A 15,806-nucleotide genomic window follows, 5' to 3' on the forward strand; every position below is an offset into this window, starting at 1 on the left:
CGGACGTGGCAGCCGGAACACGGAGGGATTCAGCGAGTGGAAGGCGGACCGCGCGCGTCGAACAGCGCGATCCAGCGGGCGATGGCTTCGCCCTGCAGATAGGCGAAGGTGGCCGACGGCAGCAGGATCGGCAGCACCACCAGCGGCACGCCGGGTGCGGTGGAGCCGTGCTCCAACTGGTCGTACAGGCGGCATTCGGCGTCGGTGTGTTCGCCGAACAGGCTGCCCAGGCCGTGGTCCGCATGCTTGTGCAGGCCGCCCTGGCTTGTCGCCTGCACGGTCGCCGCGGCCTTGGCAAGGCCGGGAACGTGCAGCGAACGGTGCATCACCCCCAGCGTGCCCGCGATCCACAACGCGAACGCCAGCGCGACGATGAACGCGCGCGACGAACGGGTGGAGGCTGGGCGGGCGATGTGCACGGGATGCAGGAGCGGAGGCTCAGGTCTTCTTGACGCGCGAGGCGAAGGTCTTCTGGAACTTCTCGACCTTGGGGCCCACGACGAACGCGCAGTAGCCCTGGTTCGGGTTGTTCAGAAAGTAGTCCTGGTGGTAGGCCTCGGCGGTGGAGTAGTTGGCGAGCGGTGCCACTTCGGTCACCACGGGCGAGGCGTAGGTCTTGCTGGCCTCGATCTCGCGGATGACCTCGTCGGCCACCTGCTTTTGCGCATCGCTCGTGTAGTAGATGCCGCTGCGGTATTGCGTGCCGGCGTCGTTGCCCTGGCGATTGAGCGTTGTCGGGTCGTGCACGACGAAGAAGATTTCGAGAATCTCGCGCAGGCTGATCTGCGCCGGGTCGAACTCGAGCTTCACCACCTCGGCATGGCCGGTGCGGCCGGTGCAGACCTGCTCGTAGGTCGGGTTGACGACCTGGCCGTTGCAATAGCCCGACTCCACGTCGACCACGCCCTGTACCCGGTCGAACACCGCTTCGGTGCACCAGAAGCAGCCGCCACCGATCACGATGGTTTCGTTGGGCGACGATGAGGGGGTCATGGCACGGCTCCGGGAGGTTGGAAAAAAGCGAACCCGATATTGTCGCGGCTTGACGTGCCGGATGCCGGTCACTACATTACTAACCCGCCAGTCATTAAAAACATGCCCACGCCCCGCTCCTTCGTCGACAAGATCTGCCCGGTCCGCGCCAAGCGCGAGCGCCGGAAAGAGGCACGCCCCGGTGAATTGCTCGCGGCCGCGCTCGACCTGTTCGTGGAAAAAGGCTTTGCCGCCACCCGTTCCGAGGAAGTCGCGGCCCGTGCCGGCGTGTCCAAGGGCACCCTCTTTCTGTACTTTCCGAGCAAGGAAGAGCTGTTCAAGGCCGTGGTGATGGAAAACCTCGGCGGCCGTTTCACCGAGTGGAACGCCGAATTCGAGGCCTTCGAGGGCACGTCGGCCGAGATGCTGCGCTACTGCATGAATGTCTGGTGGGAGCGCGTCGGCATGACCAAGGCCTCGGGCCTGACCAAGCTGATGGTGTGCGAGGGCGCCAATTTCCCCGAGCTGGCGGAGTTCTACCGGCAGCAGGTGGTGCGTCCCGGACACGTGCTGCTGCGGCGCATCCTGCAGCGCGGCATCGACCGCGGCGAGTTCGCACCGGTCGACGTCGACCACGCCATCTATTCGGTGGTGGCGCCCATGGTCTTCCTGATGCTCTGGAAGCACTCGGCCATGGTCTGCGTCGACGGCGTCAGCGCCCTCGACCCCGAAAAGTACCTCGCCACGCAAGCGGAAACGGTGCTTTACGGGCTCAGCGTGCGCGCCGGGGACAAGGCATGAAAGGCCATGGATGGCCGACTGGGCGGCGGGTGTCATCGGCGCAACCTAAAATTAAAGGTTTGTCCTGAGCCCACAAGGAAAGCCACGCCATGAACCCCACCCCTACCCTCGAGCGCTTGCGCTTCAACATGATCGAACAGCAGATCCGCCCCTGGGATGTGCTGGAGACGGACATCCTCGAACTGCTGGCCGAAATCCACCGCGAAGACTACGTGCCGGAAGAACACCGCACGCTGTCGTTCTTCGACATGGAACTGCCCCTGCTCGACGGCTCCGTGCCCGGCGAGTTCATGCTCTCGCCCAAGGTCGAGGCCCGCACGCTGCAAGACCTGCACATCCAGAAGCACGAGTCGGTGCTTGAAATCGGCACCGGTTCCGGCTTCATGGCCGCCCTGCTCGGCGCCCGCGCCGCCCAGGTGCTGTCGCTTGAAATCAACCCCGTGCTGGCCGCCCGCGCCGCGCAGACGCTGCGCCAGAACGGCGTGACCAACGTCGAAGTGCGCCACGCCGACGGCGCCGTGCCGCTGGCCAGCGGCCCCAGCTTCGACGTGATCGTGCTCAGCGGCTCGGTCGCCCGCATTCCGCAGAACCTGCTGGGTTCGCTCAAGGTCGGTGGCCGCCTGTCGGCCATCGTGGGCGAAGAGCCGATGATGCGCGCCCATTTCGTCACCCGCGTGAGCGAAAGCAAGTGGGAAACCATCCAGCCCTGGGACATCGTGGCACCGCGCCTGCTGAACTTCCCCGAGCCCTCGCGCTTCTCGTTCTGAGCGGGCGGTCCACCGAATGATCGACCAAGTCCGCCCCGCCGACCTTGCCGCCTGGTTCGCACAGGACGCCGACGCCGCCCCCGTGCTGCTCGACGTGCGCGAGCCCTGGGAACTGCAGACGGCGAGCGTCGCGCCCCAGGGTTTCACGCTGGTGGCGATCCCGATGAACGAGATTCCCGGGCGGCTGGCCGAGCTGGGCGAAGGCCAACGCATCGCCTGCTTGTGCCACCACGGCGCGCGCAGCCAGCGCGTGGCCGCTTTTCTGAACCAGAACGGCTTTGACCAGCTCGCCAATGTGGCGGGCGGCATCGACGCCTGGTCTTCGCAGCACGACCCTTCCGTGCCGCGCTACTAGCTTCTCTCTTCAAGGACGTTCAATGCCTCCAAGGCCCCGGCTTCTGCCCCTTTCCGCAGCACTTGCAAGCGTCATTGCGTCACTGCTCGCATTGCCGGCCCAGGGCCAGACACTGAACGGACTTTATGAAGCCGCCCGCGGCTACGACGCCACCTACCAGGGCGCACGGGCCCAGTACGAAGCGAACGTGGCGCGCGCCGCGCAGGCCAAGGCCGGCATCCTGCCCGCCGTGGGACTCACCGCCGGCGTGACGCGCACCGACCTGGAAATCGACACCCTCACGGGCAACAGCCGGGGCACCACGCCGCGTGACTTCAACACGCAGAACGTGGGCATCAACGCCACGCAACCGCTGTACCGCCCCGCCAACTGGGCCACCTACGAACAGGGCAAGCGGCAGGCCGACATTGCGCAGGCCGTGCTCACCCTTGCCGAGCAGGACCTGATCGTGCGCGTGAGCCAGGCCTACTTCGACGTGCTCGCGAGCCAGGACAGCCTGGCGCTCGTGCGCGCACAGAAAGTCGCCGTGGCCGAGCAGCTTGCATCGGCCAAGCGCAACTTCGAGGTCGGCACATCGACCATCACCGATTCGCGCGAGGCCCAGGCCCGCTACGACCTCGTGATCGCCCAGGAGATCGCGGCAGAGAACGACCTGCAGGTCAAGAAGATCGTGCTCGACCAACTGGTCGGCGTGCCCGGCAGCGTGCCAGTGCCGCTGGCGGTGCCGGTCGTGTTGCCCACCGCGATGCCGGCGGACATCAACGCCTGGGTCGCGCAAGCCAACGATGTGCATCCCGCGATCCGGCAGGCCCGCCTCGGCCTCGACGTGGCCGGACTCGAAGTCCAGAAAGCCCAGGCCGGCCACAAGCCCACGCTCGACGCGAACCTCGGCTACAACGTCACGCGCAACCCCACGGGCACCAGCACCAGTGCGGTCGGCACGCGGGTCAATGCCACCACCGTCGGCGTGACCTTCAACCTGCCGCTGTTCGCCGGCTTCGCCACCGAGAACCGCATCAAGGAAACCCTGGCGCTCGAAGACCAGTCGCGCAGCGTGCTCGACGGCACACAGCGCAGCGTGGCGCAGGCCACGCGCGCGGCCTACCTCGGGCTGGTGTCGGGCGCAGGGCAGGTCAAGGCGCTGGAAGCGGCCGAGGCTTCGAGCCAGAGCGCGCTCGATGCCAACAAGCTCGGCTACCAGGTGGGCGTGCGCATCAACATCGACGTGCTGAATTCGCAGAGCCAGCTGTTCCAGACCAAGCGCGACCTTGCACAGGCGCGCTACAACGTGCTGCTGGGCAACCTGAAGCTGCGCCAGGCCAACGGCACGCTGACGACCGACGACATGAATGCGATCAACGCGACGCTGGCAAGCAATGGCAACGTGCCGGCCGTGCCGGCGGCAATCACGTCGACGCCAGACCGCGCCGTGCCGTATGTGCCGGTCACGCCGCCGAGCATTCCAGTGATTCCGCCGGTGCCGGTGCAGCCGTTCAATCCGCCTGCGCCGACGATGCCGACGGCGCCTGTGCCGCCGGTGATTTTGAATCCGCCAGTGCGCTGAGACTCCGCTTTCTCCCTCCCCTTCCGGGGGAGGGCCGGGGTGGGTATCAGCGACGTCTCTAGCGCCGTCGAGCCCCCATCCCAACCTTTCCCCAGAGGGGGAAGGAGCAAAGACAAAGACCGATCAGTCCAGTGTGGGTTCCGCCCTCGGCGGCTCGTCTTCCAGCGGCGCGTTGGCGGTTGCCACCGGTTCCGCAGCCTGCGCAATCGCCAGCACCGCGGCGGCCGTGCGTTCGGCTGCACCCCGGTTCGACGACGAAAACGCCAGCGCGGCCTGCGCCATGATGGCGCGCCGCTCGGGGTTCTCGACCAGCTTCAGCGCCGCCGTCACGGCCTGCTCCATGCCCTCGACGCGCAGCGATGCGCCCGCCGCGAGCGACAGTTGCGCCGCCTCCGCGAAGTTGAAGGTCGACGGTCCCATGATCACCGGGCAGCCGCAGGCGGCCGGCTCGATCAGGTTCTGTCCGCCCAGCGGCTCGAAGCTGCCGCCCAGCAGCGCCACGTCGGCCAGGCCGTAGTACAGCGCCATTTCGCCCAGCGAGTCGCCCAGCCAGATCTCGGCGTCGGTCGGCTGACCCGCCGCGCTACGCCGCGCGACCGCGAAGCCTTCCGCCTCGATCAGCGCCGCTACTTCGTCGAAGCGTTGCGGATGGCGCGGCACGATCATCCATTGCACGTCGTGCACGCGCTTGGCGATCGAGCGGATCGCGCCTTGTTCAGGTGGCACGGGCGAAGTCGCACCGAAGCGCTTGAGCACTTCGAGCAGCAGCCGCTCTTCACCGTCGCGCGAGCTTGCAAGAACGACCATCGGCCTGGGCAGATGCTCGCGCAGCGACGCGGCCGTGGCCAGTTGCCGCGTGTCGGGCGTGGCGTCGAACTTGAGATTGCCGTAGACGCCGGCCACCTTGGCGCCGAGCGACACCAGCCGGTGCGCGTCGGCCTCGGTCTGTGCCCACACGGCGGTGAGCGCCGAATACGCGGGCCGCGCCAGCCAGGCAAGCCGTTCGGCCGCAGCCAGTGATTTTTCGTTGAGCCGCGCGTTGGCCAGCACCAGCGGAATGCGGCGCTCGGCGCAGGCCGCTGCCATTTCGGGCCAGACCTCGGTTTCCATCAGCACGCCGATCTGCGGCTGGAACTTGTCCAGAAAACGCGCCACGGCGCCGGGCGTGTCCCAAGGCTGCCAGACCTGCGTGTCGCCGGGTTCGAGCAGCTTGGCGCCCTCTTCCCGGCCGGTCGCGGTGCCATGCGTGAGCAGGATCGGCACGCCCGGGTATTGCCGCCGCAGCTCGGCGATCAGGATGGCGGCGGCGCGCGTTTCGCCGAGCGAGACGGCGTGCACCCAGCATTGGGCATTGCCCGTGATGGTCTCGTCGTAATGGCCGAAGCGCTCTTCGACGGCGACGCCATAGCCGGGCTCGGCCTGCGCCCTGCGCCGCAACTTGCGGCGCACCAGGGGTTGCACAACGGTGGTGAAGGCGCCGTACAGGCGCAGCAAGATAGAACGCACGGGTTTAACGCTCCATCACGCGATGGCGAAGCTCGCAACGCGTGAAACCGGAGCAACCCTCTGTGCCAGGGATACCGTGGAACCGGCTTTGCCGGGCCACTGGTATCGCCCCCTGAAAGGGGGTTGGCGTAGCGACACGAAGTGCGCGAAGACTGGGGGTCATCCTGTTCAGTGTGAAGCTTCGGCCAGCTTGGCGTCGGGCTTGACGGTCCGCAGCAGCGCAAGCATCTCTGTTTCGATGCGCTTGAGCGCCGCGTCAGTCTGGCCTTCGAAGCGCAGCACCAGCACGGGTGTGGTGTTGGAAGCGCGGATCAGGCCGAAACCATCGGGCCAGTCCACGCGCAGGCCATCGATGGTCGAGACCTTGGCGGGGGCCGCGAAGCTCGCGCCCTTGACGAGCTTGTCGACAACCGCGTGTGCTTCGCCTTCGGCGCAGGGCACGTTGAGTTCGGGCGTCGAGAAGCTGGTGGGCAGCGCGTTCAGCACATCGCTCGCATCCGGGCTCTTGCTCAAAATCTCGAGCAGGCGGCAGCCCGCGTAGGTACCGTCGTCGAAGCCGAACCAGCGCTCCTTGAAAAAGATGTGGCCGCTCATCTCGCCACCGAGCGGCGAATCGATTTCCTTCATCTTCGCCTTGATGAGCGAATGGCCTGTCTTGAAGATCATCGGCACGCCGCCCGCGGCCTCGATGGCCGGCGCCAGGCGCTGCGAGCACTTCACGTCGTAGACGATGGTGCCGCCCGGCACGCGCGACAGCACGTCCTGTGCAAAAAGTTGCATCTGGCGGTCCGGAAAGATGTTCTGGCCGTCCTTGGTGACGATGCCCAGGCGGTCGCCGTCGCCGTCGAAGGCCAGGCCCAGTTCGGCATCGCCCGATGCCAGCGCGGCCATCAGGTCCTTGAGGTTCTCGGGCTTGCTCGGATCGGGGTGGTGATTGGGGAAGTCGCCGTCGACCTCGCTGAACAGCTCGGTCACCTCGCAGCCGATGGCGCGGAAGATGGCCGGAGCCGTCGCACCCGCGATGCCGTTGCCGGAATCCACCACGATCTTCATGGGGCGGGCCAGCTTGATGTCGCCGGCGATGCGCTTGACGTAGGCATCGGTCACGTCGACCTTGCGCACGCTGCCACCGGGTGCGAGCTTGGCGCTGCCCTCTTCCATGGTCTTGCGCAGGCCCTGGATCTCGTCGCCATAGATCGCGCGGCCGGCCAGCACCATCTTGAAGCCGTTGTAGTCCTTGGGGTTGTGGCTGCCCGTGACCTGGATGCCGCTGGAGGCCAGCGTGTGGGCTGCGAAGTACAGCAGCGGGGTGGTGACGGCGCCCACGTCGATCACTTCGATGCCGGTGGCCACGAGGCCCTTGATGAGTGCTTCGACCAGCGCGGGGCCCGACAGGCGGCCATCGCGCCCCACGGCCACGGACTTTTCACCGGCGGCGCGGGCAGCGCTGCCAAAGGCCCGGCCGAGCGCTTCGGCAACCTCGGCATCGAGGGTGACGGGCACGACGCCACGGATGTCATAGGCCTTGAAGATCGACGCGCTGAGCTGCATGAAGGGCGTTTCCCTGTTGTATTTGGAACGGGGCATTGTAGGCAACGCACCACGGGCCCACATGTCCGAAAACGGCCAGTTGAAACGAGTCGAAACCGTATCATTTGCCCATGCCTACCACCCACGCCCCCACCGAAGCGCTCGAGAGCGACGCCTGCTACCTGGCGATGAAGACGCACGATGCGCGCTTCGACGGGTCGTTCTTCACCGCCGTGACCTCCACCGGCATCTATTGCCGGCCGGTCTGCCGCGTGAAGCTGCCGCGGCGCGAGAACTGCCGGTTCTTCCGCCATGCGGCCCAGGCCGAGGCGGCGGGCTTTCGCCCCTGCCTGCGCTGCCGGCCCGAACTGGCCCCGCGTGCGGCGAGCTGGTCGACCGAGGACGCCTCGCGCATCCTGGCGCTGCAGGCCGCCCGGCTGATCGACGAGCCCGATGCGTGGTCCGAAGACGGCCCCGGTGCGGCGCAAATTGCGGCGCGCCTGGGCGTGAGCGACCGCCACCTGCGGCGCATCTTCGAGGCGCAGTTCGGCGTGTCCCCCTTGCAGTACCTGCAGACGCGCCGCCTGCTGGCCGCCAAGCAGTTGATCGCCGACACCCGGCTGCCCATGACGCAAGTGGCGCTGGCCAGCGGCTTCGCCAGCGTGCGCCGTTTCAATGCAGCCTTTGTCGAGCACTACGGCCTCAACCCGAGCGCACTGCGGCGTGCCGGCGGCACCACCGTCGAGGGCGGCGGGGGCAAGGCGATCGAAGTGCGGCTGGGCTTTCGTCCGCCCTACGACACCCACGCCATGCTCGCCTTCTTCGCGCGCCGGGCGCTGCGCGGCGTCGAGATCGCCTCGACAGCAGACGGCAAGGAACCCGTCAAGGGCAGCACGCCCACCTACGTGAAGCTCGCCCGCACATTGCGCGTGCAGCAAGGCGGGCAGACCCACGCCGGCTGGCTGCAACTGCGCTTCGACATCGAGCGCGAGCAGATGCTACTGTCGGTCAGCGATTCGCTCGCCGCGGTGCTGCCCATCGTGATCAGCCGCGCACGCGCCATGTTCGACCTCGACGCCGAGCCGATGGCCATCAACGCCGCGCTGCATGCGGCCTTTCCGCACGGCGACGGGTTGCGCGTGCCGGGCACCGTCGACGGCTTCGAGCTGGCGGTGCGCGCGGTGCTGGGCCAGCAGATCACGGTGGCCGCGGCGCGCACGCTGGGCTCGCGGCTGGTCGAGGCCTTCGGCGAGGCGATCGTCACGCCCGTCGAAGGGTTGAACCGGTTGTTTCCCACACCGGCAGCCATTGCGGCCGCAAGCGGCGACGCACTGGGCCAGCTCGGCATCGTGCGCCAGCGGCAGACCGCCCTGCAGGCCATCGCCCGCGAAGTCGCGTCCGGCAAGCTGGCCCTGCATGCGGGTGCCGACGTGCCATCGACCATCGCGGCGCTGCAGGAGCTTCCCGGCATCGGCGCATGGACCGCGCAGTACATCGCGATGCGGGCCCTGCGCTGGCCCGACGCCTTTCCGGCCGGCGATGTCGCGCTGCAGAAGGCGCTGGGCGTCACCACCTCCCGCGCGGCCAGCGAAGCCTCGCAGGCCTGGCGGCCCTGGCGCAGCTACGCGGTGCTGCGCGCCTGGCATGCGCCCTCGCCTTCGACGGTTGCCGCCGACCCGGTTGCCACCGAATCTCCCATCATCACCACGGCAGGCCTCACCGCCTGAAATGTCATGAAGTTCAAGAGCAAAGTCATCTACACCTCGCACATCGACACGCCGCTGGGCGGCATCACGATGGCCGCCACCGACCTGGGCCTGGCCGGTGTCTGGTTCGACCAGCAACGCCACTGGCCCGACACCACCGGCTGGCAGACCAAGGACGACCATCCCGCGCTGGTCGAGGCCGCCGCGCAACTGCACGACTACTTCGCCGGCAAGCGCGACAACTTCGACATGAAGCTCGACCTGTCGCACGGCACCGCCTTCCAGCAAAGCGTGTGGCAGCAGTTGCTGGCCATTCCGGCCGGCGCGACCACGAGCTACGGTGCACTGAGCGTCAACGTCGGCAACCCGGCTGCTGTGCGCGCGGTGGGCGCGGCCGTGGGGCGCAACCCGATCAGCGTGATCGTGCCCTGCCACCGCGTGCTCGGCGCCGACGGTTCCCTGACCGGTTACGCTGGCGGGCTCGATCGCAAGACAGCGCTGCTGGAGCTAGAGGGCGCGCTGTAGCACCACCCCGAAGAAGACAGAAAGACGCATGACCACAACGAACAACAACACCGTCGTCGCAGCACCACCGGCCGCGTCTACCGCCTGGCTTATCGATCTGGTGCTCCTGGCCGCGCTCTGGGGCGCGTCTTTCCTCTTCATGCGCATCGGCGCCGCCGAGTTCGGCGCGCTGCCGACGGCCGCCGTGCGGGTGGCAATTGCCTCGCTGTTCCTGCTGCCGATCGCGCTGCTGCGCGGCCAGGGTCCGTCCCTCGCGAAGCACTGGAAGGCCAGCCTCGCGGTCGGCGTCTTCAATTCGGGCATGCCGTTCGCGCTCTTCTGCTTCGCGCTGCTGACCATCAACACCGGCCTTGCCGCCGTGCTCAATGCCACGACCCCGATGTTCGGCGCGCTGGTGGCATGGGCGTGGTTCCGCGAGCGCCCCAACGGTTCGCGCCTCATCGGCCTGGTGATCGGCTTTGCCGGCGTGGCGATGCTCGCCAGCCGCAGCGCCGGCCTGCATGCGGGCGCCAGCGGCCATGCGGCACTGTGGGCCGTGCTCGCCTGCCTGGGCGCCTGCCTGTGCTACGGCATTTCGGCCAGCGCCACGCGGCGCCACCTGGGCGGCGTGCCCGCGCTGACCACAGCCACCGGCAGCCAGATCGGCGCCACGCTGTTCCTCGCGCTGCCCGCCATCTGGCTCTGGCCTGCGCAGATGCCCAGCCTGCGCGCCTGGCTCGCGCTGCTGGCCCTGGGCATTGCCTGCACCGGCGTGGCGTACATCCTGTTCTTTCGCCTGATCGAACGCGCCGGCCCCGCCCGCGCGCTGACTGTGACTTTCCTTGTGCCCGTTTTCGCGCTCTTCTATGGCGCGGTCTTCCTGGGCGAGAGCATCACGCAGTGGATGCTGATCTGCGCGGTGGTGATCGTCTGCGGCGTGGCCCTGTCGACCGGCATCGTGAAGCTCGGCCCCACGCGCAAGGCCACAGTCTGACGGTCTTTCGGGTGGCCGGGCCTATACGGCGCCGGCCACCACGTTGACCGACAACGCCAGCACCAGCATGTTGAAAGCGAACGACAGCATGCTGTGAATGAGCGTGATGCGGCGCATCTCGCGCGAGGTCGCCTGGACGTCCGACACCTGCGAGGTCATGCCGATCACGTACGAGTAGTAGAGAAAGTCGAAGTAGTCCGGATCGTCCTTGCCCGGAAAGTCCAGGCCCCCATCGGGTGAGCCGCCCTTCTGGTCGATGTAGTAGCGGTGCGCGTAGTGGAACGCGTAGATCGAATGCATCATCAGCCAGGAGCCCACCAGCGCCACCAGACCGAGCGCGATGTGGACGGCGCGCACGATGCCGTCCATCTGCTTGACCTCCTGCAGCATCATCGCGATGGCCACCACGCTCACGCCGACCGCCACCAGCATCGAGACCAGGATCACGATGTTGGGCTGGTCCAGCAACTGCGCGCGCTCGCGCGTGCGCTTCGCATCGAAGGTGTCGGCCAGCCACCACGTCAGCACCTGGAACACCAGCACGCCCGCGCACCAGCCGGCCAGGCCGCGCGCCGTGAAGCCGATGGGCCAGGGCATCAGCGCGACGGCAATGCCGACCACGCCGCCATACAGAAGACGCTGGGGGCCGGTAGTGGTGGAGAGGTGTTGGCGCATGCGGCACTGTAGCGCCGCGCGGCCCGCCTTCGCGGAGGACTCTGTGTAGCCACTCTTCGCAAGACGGGAGCTTGCAGCCAGCCTTAGGCTGCGCCCCAACGAACGAAGAACGGAGACACAGAGCATGCCCACCGCCATTTCGAGCCCCCGCCCCGACGCACCGCCTCTCGCGTTCGCCCAGCGCATTGCACGCGTTGCATTGGGTGACGTGATCCATCGCTCCGCGCGCCGCTTCCAGCAGCGCACCGCGCTGATCGAGGGCGAGCACCGCATGTCCTATAGCGAACTCGACGCCGCGTCGAACCGCTTCGCACACCACCTGCTGGGCCTTGGCCTGGCCAGCGGCGAGCGCGTGGGCATGCTGTGCAACAACTCGATCCAGATGGTGGTCGCCATGCTCGGCATCCAGAAGGCGGGGCTGGTGTGGGTGCCGATCAACACCGCGCTCGCGGTGGATGCCATCGGCTACATCCTCGCGCATGCCGAAGTGCGCCACCTCGTGATCGACACAGCGCTGCACGCCAGGCCCGAGCTGCGGCAACTGCTCGACGGCGCCGGCATCGCGCCCCTGCTGTGCGTGCTCGATGGCGACACGCCGGCAGCCGGGCTGTCGACCGTGCCGCAAGCCATTGCGCAAGGCCCGGCGACGCCGCCCGAAGTGAACATCGAGAGCAGCCAGCTCGCGCTCATCATGTACACGAGCGGCACCACCGGCCGCCAGAAAGGCGTGATGCATTCGCATGCCTCGGTGCACTCGGTGCTGATGAGCAACATGGTCGAATGGGGCAGCAGCCCCGACCGCGGCGACGTGTGGAGCAGCGTGCTGCCGCTCTTTCATTGCGGCCAGCACACGGTGCTGATGTCGGCGCTGACGGTGGGCGGCGCGCTCGTCATCTTGCGCGGCTTCGATCCCGGCGCGGTGCTCGGCGCCATCGAGCGCCACAAGATCACGGTGATGGTCGGCCTGCCGATGATGTACGGCGCATTGCTGGCGCACCCGCAGCGCCCCACGCGCGATCTGTCGAGCCTGCGCCTGTGCGTTTACGCGATGGCCCCCATGTCACGCACGCTGCTGCTGCGGCTGCTCGACGAGTTCTGCCCCAACTTCGCGCTGGTCTCCGGCCAGACCGAGATGTACCCCGGCGCCACCATCTTCGAGGCGCATGAGCAGCGCAAGCGCTTCGGTTCGTACTGGGGCGTGGCCACACTGGTCAACGAGGTCGCGGTGATGGGCGACGACGGCGATCTGCTCGGCCCCGATCAGGTCGGCGAGATCGTCTTTCGCGGGCCCAACGTGATGCTCGGCTACTACAAGGACCCGGAAGCCACGGCCCAGGTGCAGCGCTTTGGCTGGCACCACTCGGGCGACCTGGGCAAGCTCGACGAGGACGGGCAACTGATCTTCCTTGACCGCCTCAAGGACATGGTGAAGTCGGGCGGCGAGAACGTGCCGTCGATCAAGGTCGAAGAGGTGCTGCTGCGCCACCCCGCCGTGCTCAACGCGGCCGTGGTGGGCCTGCCGCACGACCATTGGGGCGAGGCCATCACGGCCTTCGTGACGCGCCGGCCCGATGCGCCGGCAGACTTCGATGAAGCGGCGCTGACGGCGCACTGCAAGGCGAACCTCGGCGGCTTCGAGGTGCCGAAGGAAATCATCTTTCTTGCGGCACTGCCGATGACGTCGACCGGCAAGATCCAGAAGTTCGAGCTGCGCCGCGCGCACCAGTCGCACTATCAGCCCGGCTGAGGCGGCAACAGCGCGGCGCGCACTTCCTTCTTCAGCACCTTGCCCACCTTGGAGCGCGGCAGGTCGACCCAGACCTCGACCTGCTTGGGCGCCTTCACGCTGCCGATGCGCGCCTTGACGAAGGCCTTGATGTCTTCCGCATCCACCTGCCGCCCGGCATGCAGTTGCAGCACCGCCACCACGCGCTCGCCCCACTTCTCGTCGGGCAGGCCGATGACGGCGCTGTCCTGCACGTCGGGGTGCTGCATCAGCACCTGCTCCACCTCGGCGGAGTAGACGTTGAAGCCGCCCGAGATGATCATGTCCTTGGCGCGGTCGACGATGTAGAGAAAGCCGTCGGCATCGAGGTAGCCGATGTCGCCCGTGTGATGCCAGCCGTGGCGCGAAGCCTCCTGCGTGGCCTTCGGGTCCTTGTAGTAGCCGAGCATCACGAGCGAGCCGCGCACCACGATCTCGCCGGTTTCACCGGTGGGCAGCAGCGCGCCGTCGCTGTTCATCACGCCGACCTGCACCAGCGGGCCGGGTCGCCCCGCCGAAGCCAGGCGATGCCGCGCCACCGTGCCGTCGACATTGAAGTGCTCGCGCGGCGACATCATCGAGATCATCATCGGCGCCTCGGTCTGGCCGAACAGTTGCGCCATGACCGGGCCGATCTTCTGCAGCGCCTCTTCCAGCCGCGCAGCCGACATGGGCGCCGCGCCATACCAGAAGCATTGCAGCGAATCGAGTTGGGTCGTCGCGAGCTGCGGATGCTGCAGCAGCATGTAGATCAGCGTGGGCGGCAGGAATGTGTGGGTGACGCGGTGCCGCTCGATCAATTCAAGGAACTCACCCAGGTCGGGCTTGGGCATGATCACGACCTGCCCGCCCAGCGCCATCACCGGCAGGCACAGCACGCCGGCCGCATGGGTGAGCGGCGCGAGCGCGAGATAAGCGGGTCGGCCCTCGAAGGGGTAGCCCATCAGCGTGAGCGCCGACATGGCTTCGAGATTGCGGCCCGAGAGCATCACGCCCTTGGGCTGGCCGGTGGTGCCGCCTGTGCCGGCAATCATGGCGACGTCATCGACCACCGTTATGTCGATGGGCGCATCGCTCACATCTGCGAGCCATTGGTCCAGCGAGGGAGCGAAGGGCATCGGCTTGTCGATGCACACCAACGTCGTCACCTTGGGCAACTCGCCGCGCATCTGCTCGACCAGCGGCGCGTAGTTGCTGTGGAAGATCAGGCAACTGCAGTCGAAGGCGTCGAGCACGAAGCGATTTTCAGCCGCCTCGTTGCGAGGATTGATCGGGCACCACACGGCGGCGGCACGCGACAGCCCGAACACGCAGGCGAAGGCAACCGGGTCATTGCTCGACAGCACTGCCACCTTGCTGCCCGGCACGACGCCACTGCGCTGCAGCGCGCGGGCCACGCGGTGGCTGAGCCGCTGCACGTCACCGTACGACAGCAGCACGTCGCCCATGCGCAGGCAAGGTGCGTCGGTGCCGAGCGAAGCACCCTTGTCCAGGTAGTCGACGAGGCGCATCGGGTCAGCCCATCCGGGTGAGCATGGGTTCCTGCACAAGCCCGAAGCTGCGCAGCGCGCCCAGCAACTCGCGATGCCCGAAGGCCTGACAACCCGAGGCGAAGCCGGCGCGCCGTGGCGCCTGCTGTAGCAGCGAGGCGGCCGCATAGGCCTGCAGCAAACCAGTCTGCTTGTAGTTGCAGTTGCCGAAGATCACGCAGTGCACACGGCCCAACGGACCGGACGCATGCACCGAATCGACGGACTTGTTGATGCGCGGGTTCTCGCGCGGGGGCATGGTGTTCATGACGCCTGCCGCCGTCTGGGCCAGGGCGGCATAGCGATCCTCATCGTTCATGCCTTCGGTGGCCTTGAGCGCGGCGGCCACGATCAGCGGCACGCCCTGCATCAGCGCCTTGTTGAAGACGCCGCCGAGCACCTTCACATTGGCCACGCGCGGATCGCGCTTGAACCACACCGGGTGCGAGGTGCCGCCCCAGGGCAGCGCCAGTGCGGCCTCGTGCTGCCCGGGAATTGACAGGTGGTACAGGCCCGCGTCGGGTTGCCACTCCACGTACTCGTTCTGCTCCAGGTAGAAGGCCTTGGACGTGGCCGCATTGACCAGGATGGTCTGGGTGGATGCGATCGTCGGGCTGCCGCCCCAGAACACGGCGATGTCCAGCGTGTCGAGCCCGGGCGTCTCCAGGCACAACTGGGCCGCGATCTCGCCGGTGGTGTACATCTGCGCCAGGCCGGGCGAAAGCAGCAGGCCCGCGGCGGCGAACTTGGCGCCGTACTCACGCTCGAGCGTGATGAGCCAGTCCTGCTCGCCCGTGGTGTCGGTGTAGTGGCAGCCGGCAGCCAGGCATGCCTGGACCACCTCGGGGCCGAACTTGGCGAAAGGCCCCACCGTGTTGAGCACCACCGAGGCGCCGGTGAAGAGTTCGGTGAGCGCCGCCACCGAATGCGCCACCTCCACGACCTCGTAGTTCGCGGTCTCGATGCCGGGCACGTTGGACTTCATCGCCGCTTCCAGCTTCTGCGCGCTGCGGCCCGCTGCAATGAAGGGAATGTTGTATTCGCGCAGGTATTCGCACACCAGCCGGCCGGTGTAGCCGGAGGCGCCGTAGACGACGACGGGTTTCTTCTTGTTGCTGCTGCTGCTGCTCATGTTGTG

15 protein-coding genes are annotated in these 15,806 nt (G+C 67.4%); 8 read left to right on the forward strand and 7 right to left on the reverse strand.

Going from position 1 to position 15,806, the window contains the following annotated elements; translation table 11 throughout:
* Positions 1–29: 29 nt before the first annotated feature.
* The gene (locus H7F35_RS01595) at positions 30–419 is read right to left on the reverse strand and encodes a hypothetical protein (RefSeq protein WP_187111249.1); all 390 of its coding nucleotides are present in this window, start codon (positions 417–419) and stop codon (positions 30–32) included.
* Positions 420–438: 19 nt separating this feature from the next.
* Positions 439–993 carry a peptide-methionine (S)-S-oxide reductase MsrA gene (gene msrA / locus H7F35_RS01600; protein ID WP_187111250.1) on the reverse strand — a complete coding sequence of 185 codons (555 nt, stop codon included), beginning with the start codon at positions 991–993 and terminating at the stop codon, positions 439–441.
* Positions 994–1,095: 102 nt separating this feature from the next.
* On the opposite strand from msrA, the gene H7F35_RS01605 reads away from it, so the two are divergent.
* The 4 genes from H7F35_RS01605 to H7F35_RS01620 all read left to right on the forward strand — a co-directional run bounded on the left by H7F35_RS01605 (position 1,096) and on the right by H7F35_RS01620 (position 4,459).
* Positions 1,096–1,773, forward strand: a complete 678-nt coding sequence (locus H7F35_RS01605; protein ID WP_187111251.1) for a TetR/AcrR family transcriptional regulator — start codon at positions 1,096–1,098, stop codon at positions 1,771–1,773.
* Between the two features lie 89 nt (positions 1,774–1,862).
* Positions 1,863–2,540 carry a protein-L-isoaspartate O-methyltransferase family protein gene (locus H7F35_RS01610; RefSeq protein ID WP_187111252.1) on the forward strand — a complete coding sequence of 226 codons (678 nt, stop codon included), beginning with the start codon at positions 1,863–1,865 and terminating at the stop codon, positions 2,538–2,540.
* Positions 2,541–2,556: 16 nt separating this feature from the next.
* The gene (locus H7F35_RS01615) at positions 2,557–2,895 is read left to right on the forward strand and encodes a rhodanese-like domain-containing protein (protein ID WP_187111253.1); all 339 of its coding nucleotides are present in this window, start codon (positions 2,557–2,559) and stop codon (positions 2,893–2,895) included.
* 22 nt (positions 2,896–2,917) lie between these two features.
* The gene (locus tag H7F35_RS01620; protein WP_187111254.1) at positions 2,918–4,459 is read left to right on the forward strand and encodes a TolC family outer membrane protein; all 1,542 of its coding nucleotides are present in this window, start codon (positions 2,918–2,920) and stop codon (positions 4,457–4,459) included.
* A gap of 123 nt (positions 4,460–4,582) precedes the next feature.
* Here the strand turns inward: H7F35_RS01620 and H7F35_RS01625 are convergent, their stop codons facing one another.
* Both H7F35_RS01625 and H7F35_RS01630 read right to left on the reverse strand, forming a co-directional pair.
* Positions 4,583–5,965, reverse strand: a complete 1,383-nt coding sequence (locus H7F35_RS01625) for a 3-deoxy-D-manno-octulosonic acid transferase (protein WP_187111255.1) — start codon at positions 5,963–5,965, stop codon at positions 4,583–4,585.
* 168 nt (positions 5,966–6,133) lie between these two features.
* The gene (locus tag H7F35_RS01630; protein WP_187111256.1) at positions 6,134–7,516 is read right to left on the reverse strand and encodes a phosphomannomutase/phosphoglucomutase; all 1,383 of its coding nucleotides are present in this window, start codon (positions 7,514–7,516) and stop codon (positions 6,134–6,136) included.
* A gap of 110 nt (positions 7,517–7,626) precedes the next feature.
* On the opposite strand from H7F35_RS01630, the gene H7F35_RS01635 reads away from it, so the two are divergent.
* From H7F35_RS01635 to H7F35_RS01645, 3 genes are read left to right on the forward strand one after another with little or no spacing between them, the layout of a single operon-like run.
* On the forward strand, positions 7,627–9,222 hold the full coding sequence (locus tag H7F35_RS01635; RefSeq protein WP_187111257.1) for a DNA-3-methyladenine glycosylase 2 family protein: 1,596 nt from the start codon (positions 7,627–7,629) through the stop codon (positions 9,220–9,222).
* 6 nt (positions 9,223–9,228) lie between these two features.
* The gene (locus tag H7F35_RS01640) at positions 9,229–9,726 is read left to right on the forward strand and encodes a methylated-DNA--[protein]-cysteine S-methyltransferase (protein WP_187111258.1); all 498 of its coding nucleotides are present in this window, start codon (positions 9,229–9,231) and stop codon (positions 9,724–9,726) included.
* A gap of 28 nt (positions 9,727–9,754) precedes the next feature.
* A complete protein-coding gene (locus H7F35_RS01645; protein ID WP_187111259.1) occupies positions 9,755–10,699 on the forward strand; it encodes a DMT family transporter in 945 nt (314 codons plus the stop codon).
* Positions 10,700–10,720: 21 nt separating this feature from the next.
* Here the strand turns inward: H7F35_RS01645 and H7F35_RS01650 are convergent, their stop codons facing one another.
* Positions 10,721–11,374, reverse strand: coding sequence for a DUF1345 domain-containing protein (locus tag H7F35_RS01650; RefSeq protein ID WP_187111260.1), 654 nt, complete (start codon positions 11,372–11,374; stop codon positions 10,721–10,723).
* A gap of 124 nt (positions 11,375–11,498) precedes the next feature.
* Between H7F35_RS01650 and H7F35_RS01655 the strand changes: the two genes are divergently transcribed.
* The gene (locus H7F35_RS01655; protein WP_187111261.1) at positions 11,499–13,121 is read left to right on the forward strand and encodes a class I adenylate-forming enzyme family protein; all 1,623 of its coding nucleotides are present in this window, start codon (positions 11,499–11,501) and stop codon (positions 13,119–13,121) included.
* On the opposite strand, the gene H7F35_RS01660 is transcribed toward H7F35_RS01655, so the two are convergent.
* Together H7F35_RS01660 and H7F35_RS01665 are read right to left on the reverse strand one after the other, a co-directional pair.
* On the reverse strand, positions 13,109–14,650 hold the full coding sequence (locus H7F35_RS01660; RefSeq protein WP_187111262.1) for an acyl-CoA synthetase: 1,542 nt from the start codon (positions 14,648–14,650) through the stop codon (positions 13,109–13,111). The two genes, H7F35_RS01655 and H7F35_RS01660, sit on opposite strands and share 13 nt — an antisense overlap.
* Before the next feature lie 4 nt (positions 14,651–14,654).
* On the reverse strand, positions 14,655–15,800 hold the full coding sequence (locus H7F35_RS01665) for a DUF5938 domain-containing protein (protein WP_187111263.1): 1,146 nt from the start codon (positions 15,798–15,800) through the stop codon (positions 14,655–14,657).
* Positions 15,801–15,806: the final 6 nt, after the last annotated feature.

This window comes from Variovorax sp. PAMC26660 (assembly GCF_014302995.1).
Classification (GTDB): domain Bacteria; phylum Pseudomonadota; class Gammaproteobacteria; order Burkholderiales; family Burkholderiaceae_C; genus Variovorax.

Bases quoted from the DNA above. Each gene is read 5' to 3' on its own strand.
- msrA (WP_187111250.1), bottom strand. From the start codon at position 993: ATGACCCCCTCATCGTCGCCCAACGAAACCATCGTGATCGGTGGCGGC.
- H7F35_RS01605 (WP_187111251.1), top strand. From the start codon at position 1,096: ATGCCCACGCCCCGCTCCTTCGTCGACAAGATCTGCCCGGTCCGCGCC.
- H7F35_RS01610 (WP_187111252.1), top strand. From the start codon at position 1,863: ATGAACCCCACCCCTACCCTCGAGCGCTTGCGCTTCAACATGATCGAA.
- H7F35_RS01615 (WP_187111253.1), top strand. From the start codon at position 2,557: ATGATCGACCAAGTCCGCCCCGCCGACCTTGCCGCCTGGTTCGCACAG.
- H7F35_RS01620 (WP_187111254.1), top strand. From the start codon at position 2,918: ATGCCTCCAAGGCCCCGGCTTCTGCCCCTTTCCGCAGCACTTGCAAGC.
- H7F35_RS01630 (WP_187111256.1), bottom strand. From the start codon at position 7,516: ATGCAGCTCAGCGCGTCGATCTTCAAGGCCTATGACATCCGTGGCGTC.
- H7F35_RS01635 (WP_187111257.1), top strand. From the start codon at position 7,627: ATGCCTACCACCCACGCCCCCACCGAAGCGCTCGAGAGCGACGCCTGC.
- H7F35_RS01640 (WP_187111258.1), top strand. From the start codon at position 9,229: ATGAAGTTCAAGAGCAAAGTCATCTACACCTCGCACATCGACACGCCG.
- H7F35_RS01645 (WP_187111259.1), top strand. From the start codon at position 9,755: ATGACCACAACGAACAACAACACCGTCGTCGCAGCACCACCGGCCGCG.
- H7F35_RS01650 (WP_187111260.1), bottom strand. From the start codon at position 11,374: ATGCGCCAACACCTCTCCACCACTACCGGCCCCCAGCGTCTTCTGTAT.
- H7F35_RS01655 (WP_187111261.1), top strand. From the start codon at position 11,499: ATGCCCACCGCCATTTCGAGCCCCCGCCCCGACGCACCGCCTCTCGCG.
- H7F35_RS01660 (WP_187111262.1), bottom strand. From the start codon at position 14,650: ATGCGCCTCGTCGACTACCTGGACAAGGGTGCTTCGCTCGGCACCGAC.
- H7F35_RS01665 (WP_187111263.1), bottom strand. From the start codon at position 15,800: ATGAGCAGCAGCAGCAGCAACAAGAAGAAACCCGTCGTCGTCTACGGC.